The organism is Phragmitibacter flavus (assembly GCF_005780165.1).
GTDB classification, from domain to species: Bacteria; Verrucomicrobiota; Verrucomicrobiia; order Verrucomicrobiales; family Verrucomicrobiaceae; genus Phragmitibacter; species Phragmitibacter flavus.
The window spans coordinates 1-17,011 of sequence record NZ_VAUV01000023.1; the positions used below are offsets into that span (position 1 = coordinate 1).

At 56.8% G+C, this 17,011-nt stretch carries 12 protein-coding genes; 3 read left to right on the forward strand and 9 right to left on the reverse strand.

Features of this window, described 5'->3' with window-relative positions:
- Positions 1-306: 306 nt before the first annotated feature.
- The 5 genes from FEM03_RS22085 to FEM03_RS22105 all read right to left on the reverse strand — a co-directional run bounded on the left by FEM03_RS22085 (position 307) and on the right by FEM03_RS22105 (position 10,125).
- A complete protein-coding gene (locus FEM03_RS22085; RefSeq protein WP_138088491.1) occupies positions 307-966 on the reverse strand; it encodes a response regulator in 660 nt (219 codons plus the stop codon).
- Between the two features lie 12 nt (positions 967-978).
- Positions 979-2,985 carry a histidine kinase gene (locus tag FEM03_RS22090; protein WP_138088492.1) on the reverse strand — a complete coding sequence of 669 codons (2,007 nt, stop codon included), beginning with the start codon at positions 2,983-2,985 and terminating at the stop codon, positions 979-981.
- A gap of 239 nt (positions 2,986-3,224) precedes the next feature.
- Positions 3,225-3,947 (reverse strand): hypothetical protein, encoded by a 723-nt coding sequence (locus FEM03_RS22095; protein ID WP_138088493.1) that lies wholly within the window; start codon positions 3,945-3,947, stop codon positions 3,225-3,227.
- Between the two features lie 368 nt (positions 3,948-4,315).
- Complete coding sequence (locus FEM03_RS22100) at positions 4,316-5,137, reverse strand: SLATT domain-containing protein (protein WP_138088494.1); 822 nt, start codon at positions 5,135-5,137, stop codon at positions 4,316-4,318.
- Between the two features lie 26 nt (positions 5,138-5,163).
- Entirely contained in the window at positions 5,164-10,125 is a 4,962-nt protein-coding gene (locus tag FEM03_RS22105; RefSeq protein ID WP_138088495.1) for a DEAD/DEAH box helicase, read from the reverse strand.
- A 99-nt stretch (positions 10,126-10,224) separates the two neighbouring features.
- Between FEM03_RS22105 and FEM03_RS22110 the strand changes: the two genes are divergently transcribed.
- The 3 genes from FEM03_RS22110 to FEM03_RS22120 all read left to right on the forward strand — a co-directional run bounded on the left by FEM03_RS22110 (position 10,225) and on the right by FEM03_RS22120 (position 13,102).
- On the forward strand, positions 10,225-10,527 hold the full coding sequence (locus FEM03_RS22110; RefSeq protein ID WP_138088496.1) for a hypothetical protein: 303 nt from the start codon (positions 10,225-10,227) through the stop codon (positions 10,525-10,527).
- An 815-nt stretch (positions 10,528-11,342) separates the two neighbouring features.
- On the forward strand, positions 11,343-12,770 hold the full coding sequence (locus tag FEM03_RS22115) for a right-handed parallel beta-helix repeat-containing protein (protein WP_240772876.1): 1,428 nt from the start codon (positions 11,343-11,345) through the stop codon (positions 12,768-12,770).
- Positions 12,770-13,102 carry an MGMT family protein gene (locus FEM03_RS22120; RefSeq protein ID WP_276609666.1) on the forward strand — a complete coding sequence of 111 codons (333 nt, stop codon included), beginning with the start codon at positions 12,770-12,772 and terminating at the stop codon, positions 13,100-13,102. The genes FEM03_RS22115 and FEM03_RS22120 overlap by 1 nt, the downstream gene beginning before the upstream one ends.
- Here FEM03_RS22120 and FEM03_RS22125 read toward each other — a convergent pair.
- From FEM03_RS22125 to FEM03_RS22140, 4 genes are all read right to left on the reverse strand, one after another.
- Entirely contained in the window at positions 13,099-14,061 is a 963-nt protein-coding gene (locus FEM03_RS22125; RefSeq protein WP_206171109.1) for an SAM-dependent methyltransferase, read from the reverse strand. The genes FEM03_RS22120 and FEM03_RS22125 overlap by 4 nt on opposite strands.
- 65 nt (positions 14,062-14,126) lie before the next feature.
- Entirely contained in the window at positions 14,127-15,059 is a 933-nt protein-coding gene (locus FEM03_RS22130; RefSeq protein WP_240772874.1) for a hypothetical protein, read from the reverse strand.
- 240 nt (positions 15,060-15,299) lie between these two features.
- Positions 15,300-15,686: a hypothetical protein gene (locus FEM03_RS22135; RefSeq protein ID WP_138088498.1), complete on the reverse strand. Its 387-nt coding sequence runs from the start codon at positions 15,684-15,686 to the stop codon at positions 15,300-15,302.
- 47 nt (positions 15,687-15,733) lie between these two features.
- Complete coding sequence (locus FEM03_RS22140) at positions 15,734-17,002, reverse strand: twin-arginine translocation signal domain-containing protein (protein ID WP_138088499.1); 1,269 nt, start codon at positions 17,000-17,002, stop codon at positions 15,734-15,736.
- Positions 17,003-17,011: the final 9 nt, after the last annotated feature.

Here is a 17,011-nt window from a genome sequence, read left to right on the forward strand (position 1 = left end):
GTTAGAAGACAAGCGAGCAAGTCATCAAGAGAAGGTCACGCAGATCAAGGAAAGGCCTCCCTTGTTGGCCATTGCGCACCCATTGACGGGCCATCAACGGATGGAATGGGCTTTTTACACAGTCTGGACACGTCGGTGGTCCGACGGATGAAGGTTTCTGGCTGCGGGGAAGGAATGGCGAGAGAGGTTCTTTGGCTGTGGCCTGTAGACCGACGAAACGTCGGTGGTCCGACTGGTGAGACTTCGGTTGCGGTGAAGGGCTTTGGCTGTGGGCTTTAGACCGACGACACGTCGGTGCTCCATGGACTAGACGAGGCGGTCGCGCATGGCTTTGGCGACGGCGCCTTGCATGGTGTTGACGTGGAGTTTGCGGTAGATGCGGCGGAGGCAGTTGTCGACGGTGTGGATGCTGAGGGTGAGGCGGTCGGCGATTTCTTTTTTGATGAGGCCGTCGACCATGCATTCGAGGACTTCGCGTTCGCGATCGGAGAGGGTTTCGCCGGGTTCGGGGGTTGGGGGGCGGGTGGTGTTGAGTCGGGTGAGGACTTTGCGGGCGACCTGGGGATGCATGGGGGAGCCGCCGTTGAGGACTTCGTGGATGCCTTCGACGAGGGCTTGGGGAGGGGTGGATTTGAGGAGGTATCCAGAGGCTCCGGCGCAGATGGCGGTGTAGATTTTATCGATGTCGTCAAACACGGTGAAGACGACGATCTCGGTATTGGGTGAGGTCTGTTTGAGATGGGTGATGCCTTCGAGGCCGTTCATGCCGGGGAGGCCGAGGTCCATGATGACGACCTGGGGGGCGGTGGTGAGGTTGATGTTGAGGGTTTTGAAGGCGTCTTCGCAGGAGGGAAAGGCTTGGATGGTCCAGTTGTCACAGGCGGTGCGGAGGGTTTCGGCGAGGACTTCGCGGAGGGGGCGATTGTCTTCGATGATCCAGATGTGGGTGGTGCCGGTGGTGGACATTTGGATTAGGATCTACGGGAGGGGGACGGTGAGGGTGAGGGTGGTGCCGTTGTTAGGGGTGGTGGACTGGAGATCGAGTTTGGCGTGGAGTCGGGTGGCGCGGGTGCGGAGGTTGCGGAGGCCTGCACCGGGCTGGAATTGGGGGGAGGATTCGTCGAAACCGATGCCGTTGTCGTGGAGGGTGAGGTGGAGGTTTTTTGGGGTCCAGTCGAGGGTGAAGTTGGCGGTGTCGGCCTGACTATGGCGGGCGGTGTTGGCGCAGGCTTCCTTGACGAAGAGGAGCAGGTCGCGGGACCATTCGACGGGAGGTGGTTTGAGGTCTGTTGGCGGTGGGTTGGATTGGATGGTGAGGTTGGAGACGGCGGGTTCGAGGATGCGACGGGCGGTTTGTTCGAGGCGCTGGCTGATGGTTTGCCAGTTGCCGGGTTGGGGGTCGAGGAGCCAGACGAGGTCGCGCATGGAGTCGATGGTTTCGCGGGCGCTGTCGGCGAGGGTGCTAAGGCGTTGATGGGTGCGTTCGGGATTGGAGGTTTCGTTTTTGGCGAGTTCGGCGACCAAGGCAAGGTGGCTGAGACGGCTGCCGACTTCGTCGTGGAAGTCGCGGGCGAGGCGTTCGCGGACTTCGATGCGGGCGAGATGGAGTCGGCGTTTTTGCCAGAGGAGGCCGATGAGGAAGAGGGTCAGGAGAATGATGGCGAGGAGGAAGCTGCTGCGGATGAGGGCGGTTTGGAACTGGGTTTGGGTGAGTTGCAGTTGGGCGGAGAGATGGGTGGATTGTTGTTCGAGGTTTTGGCGTTGGGTGATGGCGGCGAGCCAGGTGGGCCAGTCGAGAAGTCGGCGCTGACTGGAGTAGCCGTCGACCAAGGCGGGCTGGGTCCAGATGGGGGTTTGGACTTGGTCGAGGGAGCGGACGGGTTGATTGAGGGCGATGTTTTTTCCTTGGGAATACACTTCGAGTTCAGCGAGGGCGAAGATGTAGTCGCCGGTGCGGGCCCAGAGGGAGGTGGCTTCGATGCGGATGCGGCGGGCGGGGATGTTGGCGATGGGCAGGGTGACCATGCTGTCGCCGGGATTGGGGAAACCTGTGGGGGGAGTTTGCCAGAGGAGTTGAGGGTTGGTGGGAGATTGATCGGTGTAGGCGAGGACGCGGAAGGTGGGGGGGAAGCCGAAGCCGGTGATGTCGGCGTAGTCGCGGGGGCGGGCGGGGATGAGGCGGATTTCGTCGATGGGGTGATCTTTTTGGAGGTCGACTTCAACCCATTTGGGGACTTCGGAGGAGTTGGCGGCGATGACGCTGTGGTAGCCGTTGCTGGGGGAAGGTTGGGGGCCGGTCAACTGGCCGCACCAGAGGTGGCCGTCGGTAAGATTTTGGTTGGTCCAGCGTGGGGGATTGAGGATTTCGGCGGAGGAGGTGACGGTTTTGCCGAGGGCGATGTTCTGGCCGTTTTGGTTGAGGACGACGATTTCGCCGAGGGAGAAGAATTGCGAGGACTGGCGGCGGCGGAAGCCGTGGATGTCGAGTCGGAGGTAACGAGCGTTGGTGGGTGCGACGGGGTGGAGTTTGAGGAACGGCAGGGTGATGCCTTCGCCGGGGGTGGCTTCGCGCCATTGGGCGATGATGGTTCCGGGTTGACCTGAAGTGGGGCTGAGGGAGACGGTGATTTCGGAGGGGAATCCGCTGTCGGGGTCGCCGGGTGCGGGATCGCTGATGCGGGCGGGGAACAGGACGATTTGTTCGGGGGTGGTCGATTGGCCGAGGTCGAGTTCGAGCCAGGCGGGATGTTGGGCGCGGCCATGGAAGCCGATGCGACCGTGGGTTTGTGAGGTGACGTTGGGGGCGGGGAGCTGGCGGAAATTGGTTTCGAGTTGGTCGAGCTGGGTGCGAAGAGCGCGGGATTGCTGGTGGAGGCGCAGCGGGTTCCACGAGGAGGAAGAGCTGGAGGTGCCGGGACTTTCGGCGTGGGTTGGGCCGGGGAGGAAAAGAAGGAGGAAGATGAGGGCGGTGAAGAACCGGGTCACCCGGCTAGTGTTGCGGGTGGGTGAGGTGGCGTCAATGACGCGATGGCGTCACGTGGGGTGGGAGTGCGGACATTCCTGTCCGCCGTATTTTGCAGTTGCGCCGAGGTTTGTCGAATGGCAGGCAGGAGTGCCCACGCTCCTTCCTCTATTGCAAACGTGCAGACGTTCGGGTTCTGCGCAGGATGCGCAGAACGACACGCGGGACGCGTATGCTCCCCAAGATTGAGGATATGTGGCGGCTATGGAGTAGGAGGAGGAGTAAGAGGAGGAGTAGGATTAGGCTCCTCGTCGGGGTCGTGGCGGACGCCGATGTCGAGGATGGCGCGGGCGTTTCTGTAACCCTGGAAGAAGACGGGTTCCGCAATGACGAACTGCTGCATCAACTTATCCAGGGACCATTCGAAGTGATCATCGAGTTTCTTGAAGGCGGCTTCGACGGCGTCGGTGGATTGGGAAATGGAAACCTGGGCACCGCGAGGGGCGTCTTTCATCAGGTCGTATTGGGTCACGGCGGATTCCATGGCGCTCAGTAAAGCGGCAGTCATTCCGAATCCGGCAAGGCTGGGTTGTCCGGCGGGTGGCGGGGTGGTGGTTTGGTCAGCGAACAACGCGGCGGCTTCGGTGTATAGATTCAACGCAGCGGCGGAACGTTCGCCATCTTTGAGGGAAGCCAGATAAGTGCGTGGGAAGCCGAAGCGTTCGCGCAAGGGGATGTTGCCGGCCTCATGAGCATAAGCCGCCACGATGCCGGAGACGGCAAGGGTGGCGACAATCATTTGTTCGCTGAGGTTTTCTTTGGAGAGCCTTTGTCCGGCACGCGCGGTGCGCTGCAGATCACCGAGACTGGCGATGTTGCTGGTAAGGGTGGCCAGTTTGGTCACGGCCTGGTTGAAGCCTGCATTGGCGGTCCACAATGGGACATAGCTTTCGCGGCGGAGGTATTCGAGCGTGGACGTGGCCATGCGCAGTTTGTTGCCTTGTCAGTCAGTCATAGGGGGGATGGGGGATGAGAGTTGAGGGTTGAGAGTCTGAAAACGGCCAAGGGCGCTTCAGACCGTTTGCTTGGACTACTAACATTGAGTCCCGAAAAGGTGACCCTTCCCATCGCCGTGTTGACTGTGGCAGTGCAGGACTGAATCGATCCGCTCTCTTCAGTGTCTTGTGAAGCGATGTTACAAAAGACGCTTGTCAGAAAAACGAGTCAGCAGGATGCTTTGCCAAGCAAGCAGCTTCGGGAGTTGTTACCGTTTTGGGCGGCGCGTTAGTGGGAAGCAATGGGCATGCCAAAAGATCGATGCCGTCTCTTTTTTTCCCTAAAAAGGTGAAATCGTTAGACTGACGAATTGATGAGTGAACCGCGCCAGACACCTAGGATGATGAGTAGGACACCAAGTAGGATAACTGCATCCATGATGCATCGTGTATGAAAGTAGTAGCGTGCCTTAATGCGAAATACTTTCCAGCATCCCAATTTGAACCATGTGGGTTTAAGAGTTTGAAACATGTCATGATCAATAGGGAAATGATTGGCGTAGTTTGGCAACAATGCCTCATATTCCTTTGTCACTCGTGAGATCTCGGCGCGTTTCTTTCTGTCGTCTTTGATTTCTTTGGCTTGTCTAAGGACGTCATACAAATGACCAATCTTCAGTGCGCAGTCATGGTGTGACCGGGCCTGGAGTTGATAGTGTCGTGAGGTAACGATAAGGGTTTGAGCAAGGAGCAAGACTGAGAGCGATGTTGTTCCGAATCCCAAGAGCTCTGGTGAGATTGTTTTAAAAATGGGATGTGGAAAATAGGGAATGAGGCCCACTATTATCAAATATGAAGAAAGGATGGTGTTTGCCCACATTCCATAGTTGTCCATTTCCTCACACCTTCTTGCTGCATTGAATCGAGCGCCTTTGGTGATCCAAAGTTTAAAGTTCAATTCATGCTCCCAACTGTTTTTAGTTAAGTAGGGTGGTAGATCTATCTTGGCGCTTCTCTGTTTTCGAAAATAGTCGCGATACTCTTTCTCTTCTTCGCGCTCTTTAAGTCGCTTTAAAATCAGGGAGCGTCGTTTGAAGTGCTTACTAACCGTTTGGCAAAGAGTTCGATCCTTCCTCCAAAGCATTATTTTTCTTAATAGGAGGCGGGATCTAGCTCTCATTTTGTCGATTTTTTTGAATAGGGGAACTAGGAATTGGCTTTTTCTATATCAAGATTGGGAAGGCCGCTGACAATTTTGATTGTTTCCAAGCTGACGGTGATGATACGGAGGAAAAGTTCAAGCGGATATTTTGGGTTGCCCATGGTTTCGATGGCCCAGAGGTTGGCGTCGTTGACGATGCCGCTGTCTTTGTCGGTGGTCACGGCCTGGCGTTCCATCACCCATTCGAGGGCAGGTTTGCCGTTTACCACGTATTCGTAAGCCTCCAGCGGAATGTCGCGGACAGTGATGCGGTCATTGTAGATCACAGTGCTCTTGTCACTCACGTTTTTGCCGTGGGGGTCGCGGGTCTTGGCAAATTTCATCTTCGTCACCCGGTAGTCGGCGTCAGTGAGGGCCGCGCGAGGCACTTTGCGGGTGTCGAGTTTCGCTCCGGGGTGGATTGACACGGTTTCGTAGTTGAGATGCAAGTGGGCGAGGTCGCGGCCTGCTTGAGTAAAGGCGCGGAAGTCGGCGTAGGTTTTTACGGCGGGAATGCGCGGGAGTTCTTTGCCCAGGTTGTCAGCGTAGCGGCTGCGGTAGACGGGCGAATGCAGCAGGCCGTAGATGTAATAAAAGAGGTCTTCCTTGTTGATCGCATCGCCAGGATACGCCGCTTGGAAATGCGCCAGCCCCGCGTCGGTGATCGCGTCGCTGCGGGTGTAGGTTGGCTCACTAGCGTCGCTATTGCTTTCAAACAATTCGTCGTCATCGGTATCCCCCGCCTTCTCGAAAAGGTAGAGGGGAAAACACTGGGTTCCTCCTTTCATCGCAGAGATACAAAACTCGACTGGAACATTTGAAACAAGTGCGGTGAACCCGGTGATGCAGCCTGGAGCTGAAGTGCATATCGCCAAATTCTCCACCTTTGAGGGAGGGAAGATTTTGGGCATTTGGTAGACCCTCTCGTTGAGGGTTCGGTTGAAATACATCCACTGCTTTGTGAATGGCCGATAGACGCCTTGTCTAATGGCGCCGGCCTCAAACTTAACCCTCCGTCCACGGGCTAAGTCTTGTTTTAAGTTGTGGGTCCAACTGATTTGCATCGAGTCAGTGTTGATGAACGCCTCAAGGGCGCTTTCGCTTGCCTTCCGGTCGAGGCCTGGGTGCGCCTTAGCAAACCGTTCGCACTCACGATTGTAGAACTCAATCATGCGCGCCACATTCGAAGCCACGGCAGATTTCGAGCCGTTAAAACACCATTTATCTCGGCCCGTCAGCACGCCTTGGGAGAAGTTCGCGAAAACCTTTTGGCCATCCCCCTTCTTGTCACCAGCCGCAATGTGTTCCACAAAGCTGGCGTCGCGTTGCCTTAACCAATCCCCATGTGGATCTGGAACAATTGTTTTCCACCCTTCCGCGTCTGTGATCCCTCGGATGTCTTGAAACTCGACTATTTTGGCGAGTTTCTCTTCGCGACTGAGGTATTCCCCAATGTCATGAAAATGAATCTGCCCTCTTTCCTGTGCGACGGCGTTTTTCACAAGTAAACTAATCGCGATTGGGGCACGGCTGCCGCCGCCAAAGATTTTACCTCCTTCTTTCCGGGACCGCTCCCCCTGAGTCCGCTGATCTCCCCGAAGGTGGAAGATGTGAATGCTTGAGAATTCGTCGGCCAAACATTTGCGAAGCCCATCCGCTGAGTTCGTGTCCACGAAGCCGCCGTTTGTAACGAAGCCAATAATGCCACTCTTCCCTATACGGTCAGACGCCCATCGGATCGCTCGGACGTAGCTGTTGTAGAGCCCTTTTGAGAGTGTTCCTCGCGATTGCATGACATAGGTGCTGCGAATTCGGTCGTCCAAGTGCGGGTAAACCAAGTTCCCGGTGTTGTCGTTCTCACTGTCTTGTCCTTCTGAATACGGCGGGTTGCCCATGATGACCCGGATATCGAGGGCCTTCTGGCGCTTCCGCCGGGCGCTGTTGTGCTCCATCAGTTCGCTGACGAGGTCGCCCTTCTCATACATCTGGAAGGTGTCGGTGAGGCAGATGCCCTGGAAGGCTTCATACTCGCCGCCGACGATGGCGTGATAGACGGCTTCGATGTTGATGGCGGCGATGTAGTAGGCGAGGAGGACGATTTCGTTGGCGTGGATCTCGTGTTGGTATTTGTGGGGAAGCTGTTCTTTGCTGATGAGGCCGCTTTGGAGGAGGCGGGTGATGAAGGTGCCGGTGCCGGTGAAGGGGTCGATGATGTGGATGCCTTTGCTGCCGAGGGTCTGGCCGAATTCGCTTTGGAGGAGGTCATTGATGCTGTGGATGATGAAGTCGACGACTTCGACGGGGGTGTAGACGATGCCGAGGCGCTCGGTCATCTTTGGGAAGGCCTTACGAAAGAATTTGTCGTATAGTTCAACGACGATTTTCTGTTTGGCTGCGGCGTTGTCGATATCTTTGGCGCGCTCTTTAACGCTGGCGTAGAATTTGTCCAGGGTGTCGGCTTCTTTGTCCAGACGGTGTTCATTAAGCACATTGAGCACCTGCTGCATGGCTTGGGAGACAGGATTTTGGCTGGCGAATGAATATTCCTCAAACAGGGCGTCAAAGACAGGTTTGGTGATGAGATGCTGGGCGAGCATCTCAATGACTTCAGCGTCAGTTATGGAGTCGTTGAGGTCGTCTCGAAGTTCGTGGGCGAAGGCGGTGAAAGCGGCGACTTCTTTGGTATTCTGAGGATTGCTGACAAGCTGGGTGATGCGGGTGATGTGGGTGCGGGCGATCTTGGCGATGTCGTTTGCCCAGTCTTCCCAGTGATTACGGTTACCGCATTTCTTGACGAGCTTGGCGTAGAGCGCGCGTTCGAGTTCGCCGACATTGAAGGCGAGTTCGGTCTGAGTTTCGACGACATAAGGAGTGGCTGGTTCGGCTATGGTGTTGCCGCTCTTAGCGCTAGACTTAGAATCGGATTTGGTTTTGGTGCTCTTTTTCTGAACCTTGTCGGTGATGGCAATAACCTCCATCTTGCGAGTGTCTTTTCCGATGAGGTCTAGCTTGTTGACGAAGGCGTCGAATCGGTCGTCGTGAGAACGGAGGGCTTGGAGGACATCCCAGACGACTTTGTAGGTTTTGTTGTCGTTGAGGGCTTCGTGGGGTTCGATGCCAGCAGGAATGACGACGGGGAGGATGACGTAGCCGAGTTTCTTTTTGCCATCGGGGGTGCGGCGCATGACGCGGCCGACGGATTGAACGACGTCGACTTGGGAGTTGCGCGGGGTGAGGAAGAGGACGGCATCAAGGGCGGGAACGTCGACGCCTTCGGAAAGGCAGCGGACGTTGCTGAGGATGCGGCAGGTGTTTTCGGGAGAGGGGGCTTTGAGCCAGTTGAGTTTTTCCTCCTTTTGGGCGGCGTTCATGGTGCCGTCGACATGAGCGGCTTCGCAGAGGAGGGATACGTCGCTGTCTTCTTGTTCTTGATAGGCCTCAACAACGGCCTGGAACATGGAGGCGATTTCTTTGGAACTCACTTTGTGGCTTTTTTGCCCTTGGTGACGCTCGATGACCTGACAGAAGGCGACGGCGCGACGCATGGGGTCGGGATCGAAGCTAAGGTCCTGGTTAAGGCCTTGTTTGCTGAGGGCTTTCCAGCATCCGATGATGCGGGCGGCGTCGTCGACTTTGAGCTGGTTGTTTTCGTCCTTGAGGAGGTTTTGAAGGCGGGCGCTGACGTGGGCTTCGTCAATGGTGAGGACGAGGACCTTGTAGTCGGTGAGGAGTTCGAGCTGGACGGCTTCGGAGAAGGTGATGACGTGGAACTGTTTTCCGTAAAGGGCTTCGTCGTCCATGGAAGCCAGGGCGACATTGTCCCGCTCGGCGGTGGCTTTGGCGATGTCCGCGTAAATGCGCGGAGTCGCGGTCATGTAGAGGCGCTTGTGCGCGCGAATGTATTCGTTGTCGTGGATTTTGACGAAGTTGCTTTCTTCTTGTGAATCGAAGGTGGCACCGGTAGTGCGGTGAGCTTCGTCGCAAATGACCAGATCAATAGGTGGGAGGCCGTGAAGGTGCTGGGCGCGGCTGATGACTTCGAGGGAGTGGTAGGTGGAGAAGATGACGCTGAGGTGTTGGGCGTCGTGACGCTTTTTGACTTCGGAAGCAAGTCGCTTGGCGTCGGTGGTGGCTGGGTAGCGGAGTTCGTGAGCGTAGGTTTGAACGATGTCTTCGTCCTTGTTGCGCTTTTTGCCGACTTCGGAGTCAGAGCATACGGCGAACGAGTGGAGGGGGATGGCACTTTCCTGGGTCCACTCGGTAAGGGTTTGGGAGAGGAGGTTAAGGCTGGGGACGAGAAAAAGGACGAGCTTGTTTTTCCCTGCGGCTTCTTCGGCGATTTTTAGACTGGTGAAGGTTTTGCCTGTGCCACAGGCCATGATGAGCTTGCCACGGTCGGCAGATTTGAAGCCGAGCAGGACGTTGGTGCGGGCGCTGGTTTGGTGGTGGCGTAGTTCTTTCTTTTTCTTGAGCACCGGCGGAGCGCTTGGCTGGTATTTTGCCCAATCGATCTGGGAGTTCTCCAAGTCGAGGAGATCGATTTTGTAGACCGGGGGCTGTTGATTGCTGAGAGAGTTTTCGGCGTTGTCGCTCCAGTCGTTAGTGGTGGTGAGAATGATCCGCTGAGTGAAGGGCTTCTGGCCGGAGGCGGTGAAGAAGGAGTCGATGTCGGCTTTGCGAACGCGGTAGTCGGGTGCGTAGCATTTGCACTGGATGGCGTGGTATTCGTCGGTGCCACGAGTCTTGGCGACAAGGTCGATGCCTGTGTCTTTCGCCGAGAAGCCGAATTGAGGGCCGCCGATTTGTTTTGCCCAATCGGAATAGAGCCACACGTCGGAGTAGAGGTCGGCATAGGAGGCTTCGAATCGGAAATAGGTGCGGATGAGTTCCTCGAAATAGGTGCCTTTTTCGCGTTCGGTTTGGGAGGTGGCACGGTATTTGGCGAGGATGTTTTGAAGTGGGGTCATGAGAGAGTCTTGGAGAGCTTGATCGATCTTTTCTTCGGCTGGCAGAAGCGGCGGACAAAGCTAGAGATTTGAGGGGTAAGTATGGCGAAGTGCGTTGATATGGCGCAAACGTTTTATTGGGTTTTAGCGTTGGCGTGCTTCCAAGCTCAATTTTTGCGTGCCTGCGGACAAAATTTGAATGTAAGCGGTCAGTTTGCTACTGCACGTGGTCGGATTTTTAATGTAAGCGGCTGGTTTGGTGATGTCAGCGGCTGGTTTTTGAATGCACGTGGTCAGTTTTTCAATGTAAGTGTCCGGTTTGCCAGTGTAAGCGGCCAGTTTTTGACTGCACGCGACCGGATTTTGAATGCACGTGGTCAGTTTTTGAATGTAAGCGCCCGGATTTTGAGTGTGAGCGAGTGATTTGTTACTGCGCGTGAGCAATTTGCTGATGTCAGTGGCCGAATTGCCTGTGCACCTGACGATTTGGGCGATGTAAGCGACCGGATTTTGAATGTGAGTGGCTGGTTTGCGACTGCATGCGGTCGGTTTTTTGAAGTCAGCGGCTGGTTTTTCGGTGCAGGGGGACGGATTTTTGAAGTCGGAAGTGGGAAGTCGGAAGTGGGATGTCGGAAGTGGGATGTCGGGGTGGCTTGGGGAAAGTTTAGGTAGTAGGGGGATGACCGACGTTACGTCGGTGGTCCGACTAAATGGGGTTGGCCGACGATACGTCGGCGCTCCATGGTGGGGATTCGACTGAAGAGGACGATAGGGTTGAGGGGGGATGACCGACGTGACGTCGGTAGTCCGACTGAAGGAGGGATTGTAGGCCGACGACACGTCGGCGCTCCATGGTGGGGATTCGACTGAAGAGGACGCTGGGGTTGAGGGGGGATGACCGACGTTACGTCGGTGGTCCGAGTGAAGGAGGGATTGTAGGCCGACGACACGTCGGCGCTCCATGGGGGAGTCCGAGTGAAGGAGGGATTGTAGGCCGACGATACGTCGGCGCTCCATGGTGGGGGTCCGGAAGAAAAAGTTTCGGACGCGACGCAGCGCATCCCTACCAATTTTTTGATCGACGTGACGTCGGTGGTCCGAGTGAAGAGGGAAATCAGACTGACGAGACTTAGGGGGCCGATTGGGGAAGGGGATTTTTTGAGTGGTGGGTGATGAAGTTGATGGGTTGGTGGCGTTGGTTTGGGATGCGGCGCTTTGTTTTTTTATGCTTGTCTTGGGTGTTGGGTTTGGGGTTGGTTTTGTTCTGTGGGAATGGGTGGGCGGGGGAGACGATGAACTCGAAGGGGGAGACGACCAAGACGGTGCGGGATTTTGGGGCGGTGGGGGATGGGGTGACGGATGACAGCTTGGCGATTCAGCGGGCGGTGGATGCGGGGATTGGAGGGGTGGTGTTTCCTAAGGGGGTGTATCGGTTACAAAAGACGGTGACGGTGAGGCTGGAGGAGAGTGGGTTTACTTCGTTGATGAGTGATGGGACGGCGAAGGTGGTGATGGCGGGTTCCGGTCCGGCTTTTTTGTTTTTGGGGACTCATGAGGGGTCGGCGGATCCGAAGCAGGTGAAGGAGAAGGTCTGGGAAAAGGAAAGGATGCCGATGGTGCGGGGGATGGAGATTGTGGGGGATCATGAAGAGGCGGATGGGATCGAGGCGAATGGGGTGATGCAGTTGACGGTAACGGAGAGTCGGGTGCATCGGGTGCGGCATGGATTGCGGCTGGTGAGGCGGAATCGGAATGTGATTGTGAGCAATTGCCACTTCTACGAGAACCGGGGTTGCGGGGTGTTTTTTGATCACGTGAACCTGCATCAGTTCAACATCACGGGGAGTCACATCAGCTACAATGCGGGGGGCGGGATCGTGCTGCGCGGAGGGGAGGTGCGCAATGTGCACATCGGGAGTTGTGACATCGAGAGCAACATGAAGCCGGAGGGGGAGGCGACGGCGAATGTGTTGATTGATTGTCGGGAGGGAAGCACGGCGGAGGTGGCGATCACGGGGTGCACGATTCAGCACAATTCGAAGTCGGCAGGAAGTGCGAACATCCGGGTGCTGGGCAAGGGGGTGACTTCGACGAAGAATGCGCTGGCGACGCAGGAGGGGCATATCACGATCACGGGCAATGTGTTTAGCGATGTGATGGTGAATGTGCACCTGGATCATGCGCGCGGGGTGACGATCGTGGGAAACACGTTTTGGGAGGGATTTGAGCATGACTTATTAGTGGAGAACAGTCAGGCGATCGTGGTGGGGCCGAATGATTTTGATCGGAATCCGCGCTATGTGGTGAATGGCAACTGGGCGAAGGACAAGAATGGGCTGGTGTTCCGGGATTGTCAGGACAGCAAGTTGAGCGGGCTGCTGGTGAAGGGGGTGTGGGGCAAGGAGGCGGCGGTGTTGCTGGAGAGGTGCGACCGGTTCACGGTGACGGATTGCAGCATTCTTGACAGTGATGGGATCGGGCTTTTGATGCGTGACTGTGTGAGGAGCAGGGTGAGTGATTGTATGATCCGCGATGACCGGGAGGAGCGGAAGGCGGTGGTGTCGTTCAAGGCAACGGGCGGGAAGGACAACTGGGTGCGTGGCAACTGGTTTGGCAATGGCACTGACGTGGCCGATGGGGTCGCGGTGATGGAGGGGAATCGGTAGTGCTGAGCCGGGAGCCAACGGCATTTGAAACCCGTGTCTATGATGCGGTGAGCATGATTCCGCGTGGCAAGGTGAGCACGTATGTTGCGATCGCCCGGGTGGTCAACTGTGGTTCATCACGGGCGGTTGGACAGGCGTTGCGTCGCTGTCCATTTGGACCGGAGATCCCTTGTCATCGGGTGATCAGTGCCTCACTTCGTCTCGGTGGATTTGGTGGTGAGAGTGAGGGGCCGGATGTGTTGAAGAAACGCCGGATGTTGGAACGGGAAGGGGTGACCTTCGACGAAGTTGGAAACGTGTCGAAGGCGTGCTTGTTCCTTGAGTTTGATTAGAAGGAGGAGGGTCCAGCTTTTTGGACCAGCACTTTAAATGCGGTTCCTGCGCCGAATTCTTCAAGCAGGAAGGCGTCGGCTGCGGAGGGTTTTTTGGACGCGACCGGGAGCAAAAATTCGCGCTGGGTGAGGAGGGGTTCGGCTTGCCAGCCGAGGGAGTTGCCCCAGGCGATGAGGTCGGAGAAGTTGACGTCGCTGGTGATGTCCTGTCGGCCCATGTTGAGGTAGAGTTCGGGGCCGGTGAGGGTTTGATGGTGGAGATAAGCGCGCAGGGTGCCGGTGGGGCGTCGGTGATAGATGGCGGGAAAGAGATCGCCGTAGTCGATGGTGAGCATGGCCCCGTTTTTCCAATGGGGTGCCCATGAGTGAAGCCATTGGTGGTAACTTTCATGGAGCTCGATGCGTTGGCGAGGCTGAGCAGGTGGGGTGACGGAAAGGGGGGTGAAGGGGATGTCGGACGGGGGGAATGGGAGGAGGGTTTCCTTCCAGGTTGGTTGCTCTTGCTGGAGATGAATTTCCTGCCACTGGGAATCGACGGCGGACCATTGCAGAAGTCGAACGGGGAAGGCGTCGACGAGTTCGTTGTGATAGATGAGCGCGTTGCCGTTACATTCATCGAGGGCGCTGTGCAGCTGCTGGTGCCAGGTGACGGAGGTGCCGAGTTTTTCGCGTTGTTTGAGTTGCAGGACAGGAGAGACTTCGACCATGTGCCATTGGTAGCGGCGTGATTGCCACCAACCGAGGGTGCGGCGAAGGTCGTGCATGAGGGAGCCATCGCCGCCGCCGACTTCGATGATGGCAGGGGCTGGCTTTTGAATCTGGCTTTTGATCCAGCGGGCGATGCCTTGCGCAAGCAGGGTAGAAGCGGTGGCGCTGGTGCTGAAGTGGCCGCGTCGGCCGACGGTGCCGACATTGGCGGTGTAGTAACCTTTGGAGGGATCGAACAGCGCGCGCGCCATCCATGACTCAAAGGTCATGAGCACGGGCGAAGGAGCACTGGGGGTGAGGTCCAAGGGGCGACGGTTCAGCGGGCGCGAATCTGCTCGTTGCCAAACTTGCGGTGATAAGCATCACGCTGGCGGCGGAGTTCTTCCAGACGGTTGGCGACGAGGCTGCCGTTGCTCTGCGCGCCTTTTTGGTTCTGCACGAAGTGGTTGTTCTGCCCCATGCGACGCCAAGGGCCATCGGGAACTTCGTGAACGTCAACAAAACGCCAGTCGCATTTGCTTTTGCCCGACATGCCGAGGTAGTCGCGAACGGCGGGGGAGACGTCGATGCCGGCACCGTCGTTCTTCTCGTTTTGAGGGCGGGCATTGCCGAAGACGTAATCGACGTCGTCGGTGAGGAAGGGGCCGCAATCGCTCCATTGGGCATAACAGATGCGGTTGCCGACACGGATGGCGACCCAGCGGTCGCGGCAGACGGATTTACCATGTCGCTCGAAGGTTTGTTTGATCCAGGGGATCATCTTCAAGGCCGAGGGTTTGGTCGTTTTATGATTGAGGACATCGTTGTAAGGCAGAGCGATGTAGAAGGGATTTTGTTGGGGGACGAAGTTGGTCGGGCGGTATTCGGGATGGGCGACACGCTGGGTGGGATCGGGATTGTCATAACCGCCAAAGCTTTGCATCCAGGCCGTGTCCCACGAACTTTTGGTGTTGGGAGTGGGATTGTTTTGAGTGGGAAGTTCGCCGCACCAGAAAACGGTGGCGGTGATTTCGGTTTTCCACGGATAGCGGGTGTAGCTGGCGCGGGGAAGGGTGGGGGAGAAGACGCGAGGAAGCGGGGCGGATGAGGAACTGCTGGAACCGTGCAACGATTGTCTGGATGCGGCCATCGCGCCCATCGCCGATCCTTCGGAGGCAATGTTTGCGGCAACAGGTGAGAACGATTGCGAGTGGGCCAATGAGGCTGCGGAGAGTGCCAACAAGCAGGCAAGACGGAGGGTGAACATCATGCGAGGAATAAATTCGAAAACGGTCGGCCACGAATTTACCACGACTCGTCCTGCCGTGGCAATGTTTAGAAGCATCTTTTTTGCTTAATTGTTAGGCTACAACTGAAAAACCATAACAAATAGAATAATCGCAAGGTGGATGACTGGACGATTTGGAATCATCGATCCATCGGGTGAATTTTTTGACAGGCACCATTTGAGCCTGGACGATTGGAAGCGGGTTTGATGCCAAGCGATGATTTAAACGCCGTCAAAGATGCCTTCGACCACTGCGCCGATGCCTCTTAAGGCGAGTTCCACAATTTCGGCGCCAGCGTGGGCATCACTTAGCGAATCAAGGATGCCTGATAAAGTTCGCCGAACTCCAAAAATGGCGAACAACCAAAACAGAACCGCTGACACGGCCCAGAGCGCGCCCCAGGCATCGGATTCGGCTTGGAAGGAGAAGTAACTGATCACTGCACAAACAAATCCCACCACTGCGATGAATATGCGCCAGGCGGTGGGCAGGATTTGGATGCGCAGCTCAAGGAGTTCTTCTTCCGTCAGCTTGTGGCCAAGCTTCAACGACTTTTTGATTCCCGCCTTTTCGATCTTTAGGACGAGCTTCTCCTCTTTGCGTGTCATCGGCTGAAGGTGTGTCAAAGGTGAGGATCTCATTCCGGGCAAGGCAATCAGCTTACGATACCGGAGATGTCAATCTCCCACATCTGGCGTCCTTGGCCGCCGTGGGGGGAATCGATGATAACCTTGCGGCCGTCGTTGGTGCAGCGGGGATGGAGGTCGCAGCGGAACTCGCCTTTGTAGTCGGCGGGAAGGACGAACTTGCCGAGATCAATGCGTTTGTCGGTGGCGATATGGAGGAGGAAAGGCGTTTGTTCGCGGGTTACTTTGTCGGGGTAGGTGTCGCAGAGCATCCATTCGTTGTTGGTGTTGGGGACATAAGTCATGTGGCCGTCGCGAGGTATGGTGTCGACGCCGATCTTGGTGTATTCGCGGGTCTTGTCTTTGTAGAGAATGACACGGGCTTCGGTTTCGGCTTCGGGGCGCGCCCAGGCGACGAGGTGATCGGGATCGCGCCAGATGAAGTGGCTGACAACCCCGCTCGGTTCAAGGACGTGGGGTTCGGTGCCGTCGATGTTGATGGTGAACATGCGGGTGGTGAAGCCGCCAGTTTTTTTGTCGCGGGGGATGTCGACTTCATCGCGCCAGCGGTGCAGGAAGATGACGCGTTTGCTGTCTTGGGCGACGAGGAGGTGGTTGAACCAGTTCCATTTTTCGCTGAGGTCGATGGTGGGATGTTTGACGGCGGCGGCATCGGCGAGGCTGAAGATGATTTCGTGTTCGCCGGTTTGCAGGTCCATTCGCCAGATGCCGCTTTTGGCGGGGATTTTTTCGTCTTTGCAGGCGGCGTCGATGCCGCTGTAGCCGTAACCGCTGCGGCAGAAGTCGATGCGGGCGAAGTCGGCGCAGACCGCGTATTTGCCATCGGGGCTGAGGGAGTAGATGGCGAGCGGCAGGGTGCGCTGCTCGCGGGTTTTGATGTTCAGGATGCGGCTGATGTATTGGCCGTTTTCGCGATCGTTCCAGATGATGTGGTCGTCGCTGCCAGGCACCCATTGGAGCATGCAACCTTGCTGCCAGCCCCAGGCGGTGGAGGTGCCGAATTCGGTCCATTGACCGGTTTGGGTGTCGATCATGCCGACCTTGATGGAATCGGTGGGGGTGGGGGAGCGGCCTTCGAAATCGACCTGATTGGTCAAGGCGTAGCGATTGGTGGATTCAAATTGCAGCTTGTCGTAATAACCGAACCAATGGAAAGGAGGGCCGCTGGTGATGGGGCGGATGGGCGGATAACTCGTCGCGGTTTGCGCGGGGAGCGGGGTGTGGGCGAGGGCGGCGGACGCGGCGGCGGTGGTTCTGAGGAAATGGCGGCGGTTCATCTCCCAGTT

Bases quoted from the DNA above. Each gene is read 5' to 3' on its own strand.
- FEM03_RS22135 (WP_138088498.1), bottom strand. From the start codon at position 15,686: ATGACACGCAAAGAGGAGAAGCTCGTCCTAAAGATCGAAAAGGCGGGA.
- FEM03_RS22105 (WP_138088495.1), bottom strand. From the start codon at position 10,125: ATGACCCCACTTCAAAACATCCTCGCCAAATACCGTGCCACCTCCCAA.
- FEM03_RS22100 (WP_138088494.1), bottom strand. From the start codon at position 5,137: ATGAGAGCTAGATCCCGCCTCCTATTAAGAAAAATAATGCTTTGGAGG.
- FEM03_RS22110 (WP_138088496.1), top strand. From the start codon at position 10,225: ATGGCGCAAACGTTTTATTGGGTTTTAGCGTTGGCGTGCTTCCAAGCT.
- FEM03_RS22095 (WP_138088493.1), bottom strand. From the start codon at position 3,947: ATGGCCACGTCCACGCTCGAATACCTCCGCCGCGAAAGCTATGTCCCA.
- FEM03_RS22140 (WP_138088499.1), bottom strand. From the start codon at position 17,002: ATGAACCGCCGCCATTTCCTCAGAACCACCGCCGCCGCGTCCGCCGCC.
- FEM03_RS22125 (WP_206171109.1), bottom strand. From the start codon at position 14,061: ATGGCGCGCGCGCTGTTCGATCCCTCCAAAGGTTACTACACCGCCAAT.
- FEM03_RS22085 (WP_138088491.1), bottom strand. From the start codon at position 966: ATGTCCACCACCGGCACCACCCACATCTGGATCATCGAAGACAATCGC.
- FEM03_RS22130 (WP_240772874.1), bottom strand. From the start codon at position 15,059: ATGATGTTCACCCTCCGTCTTGCCTGCTTGTTGGCACTCTCCGCAGCC.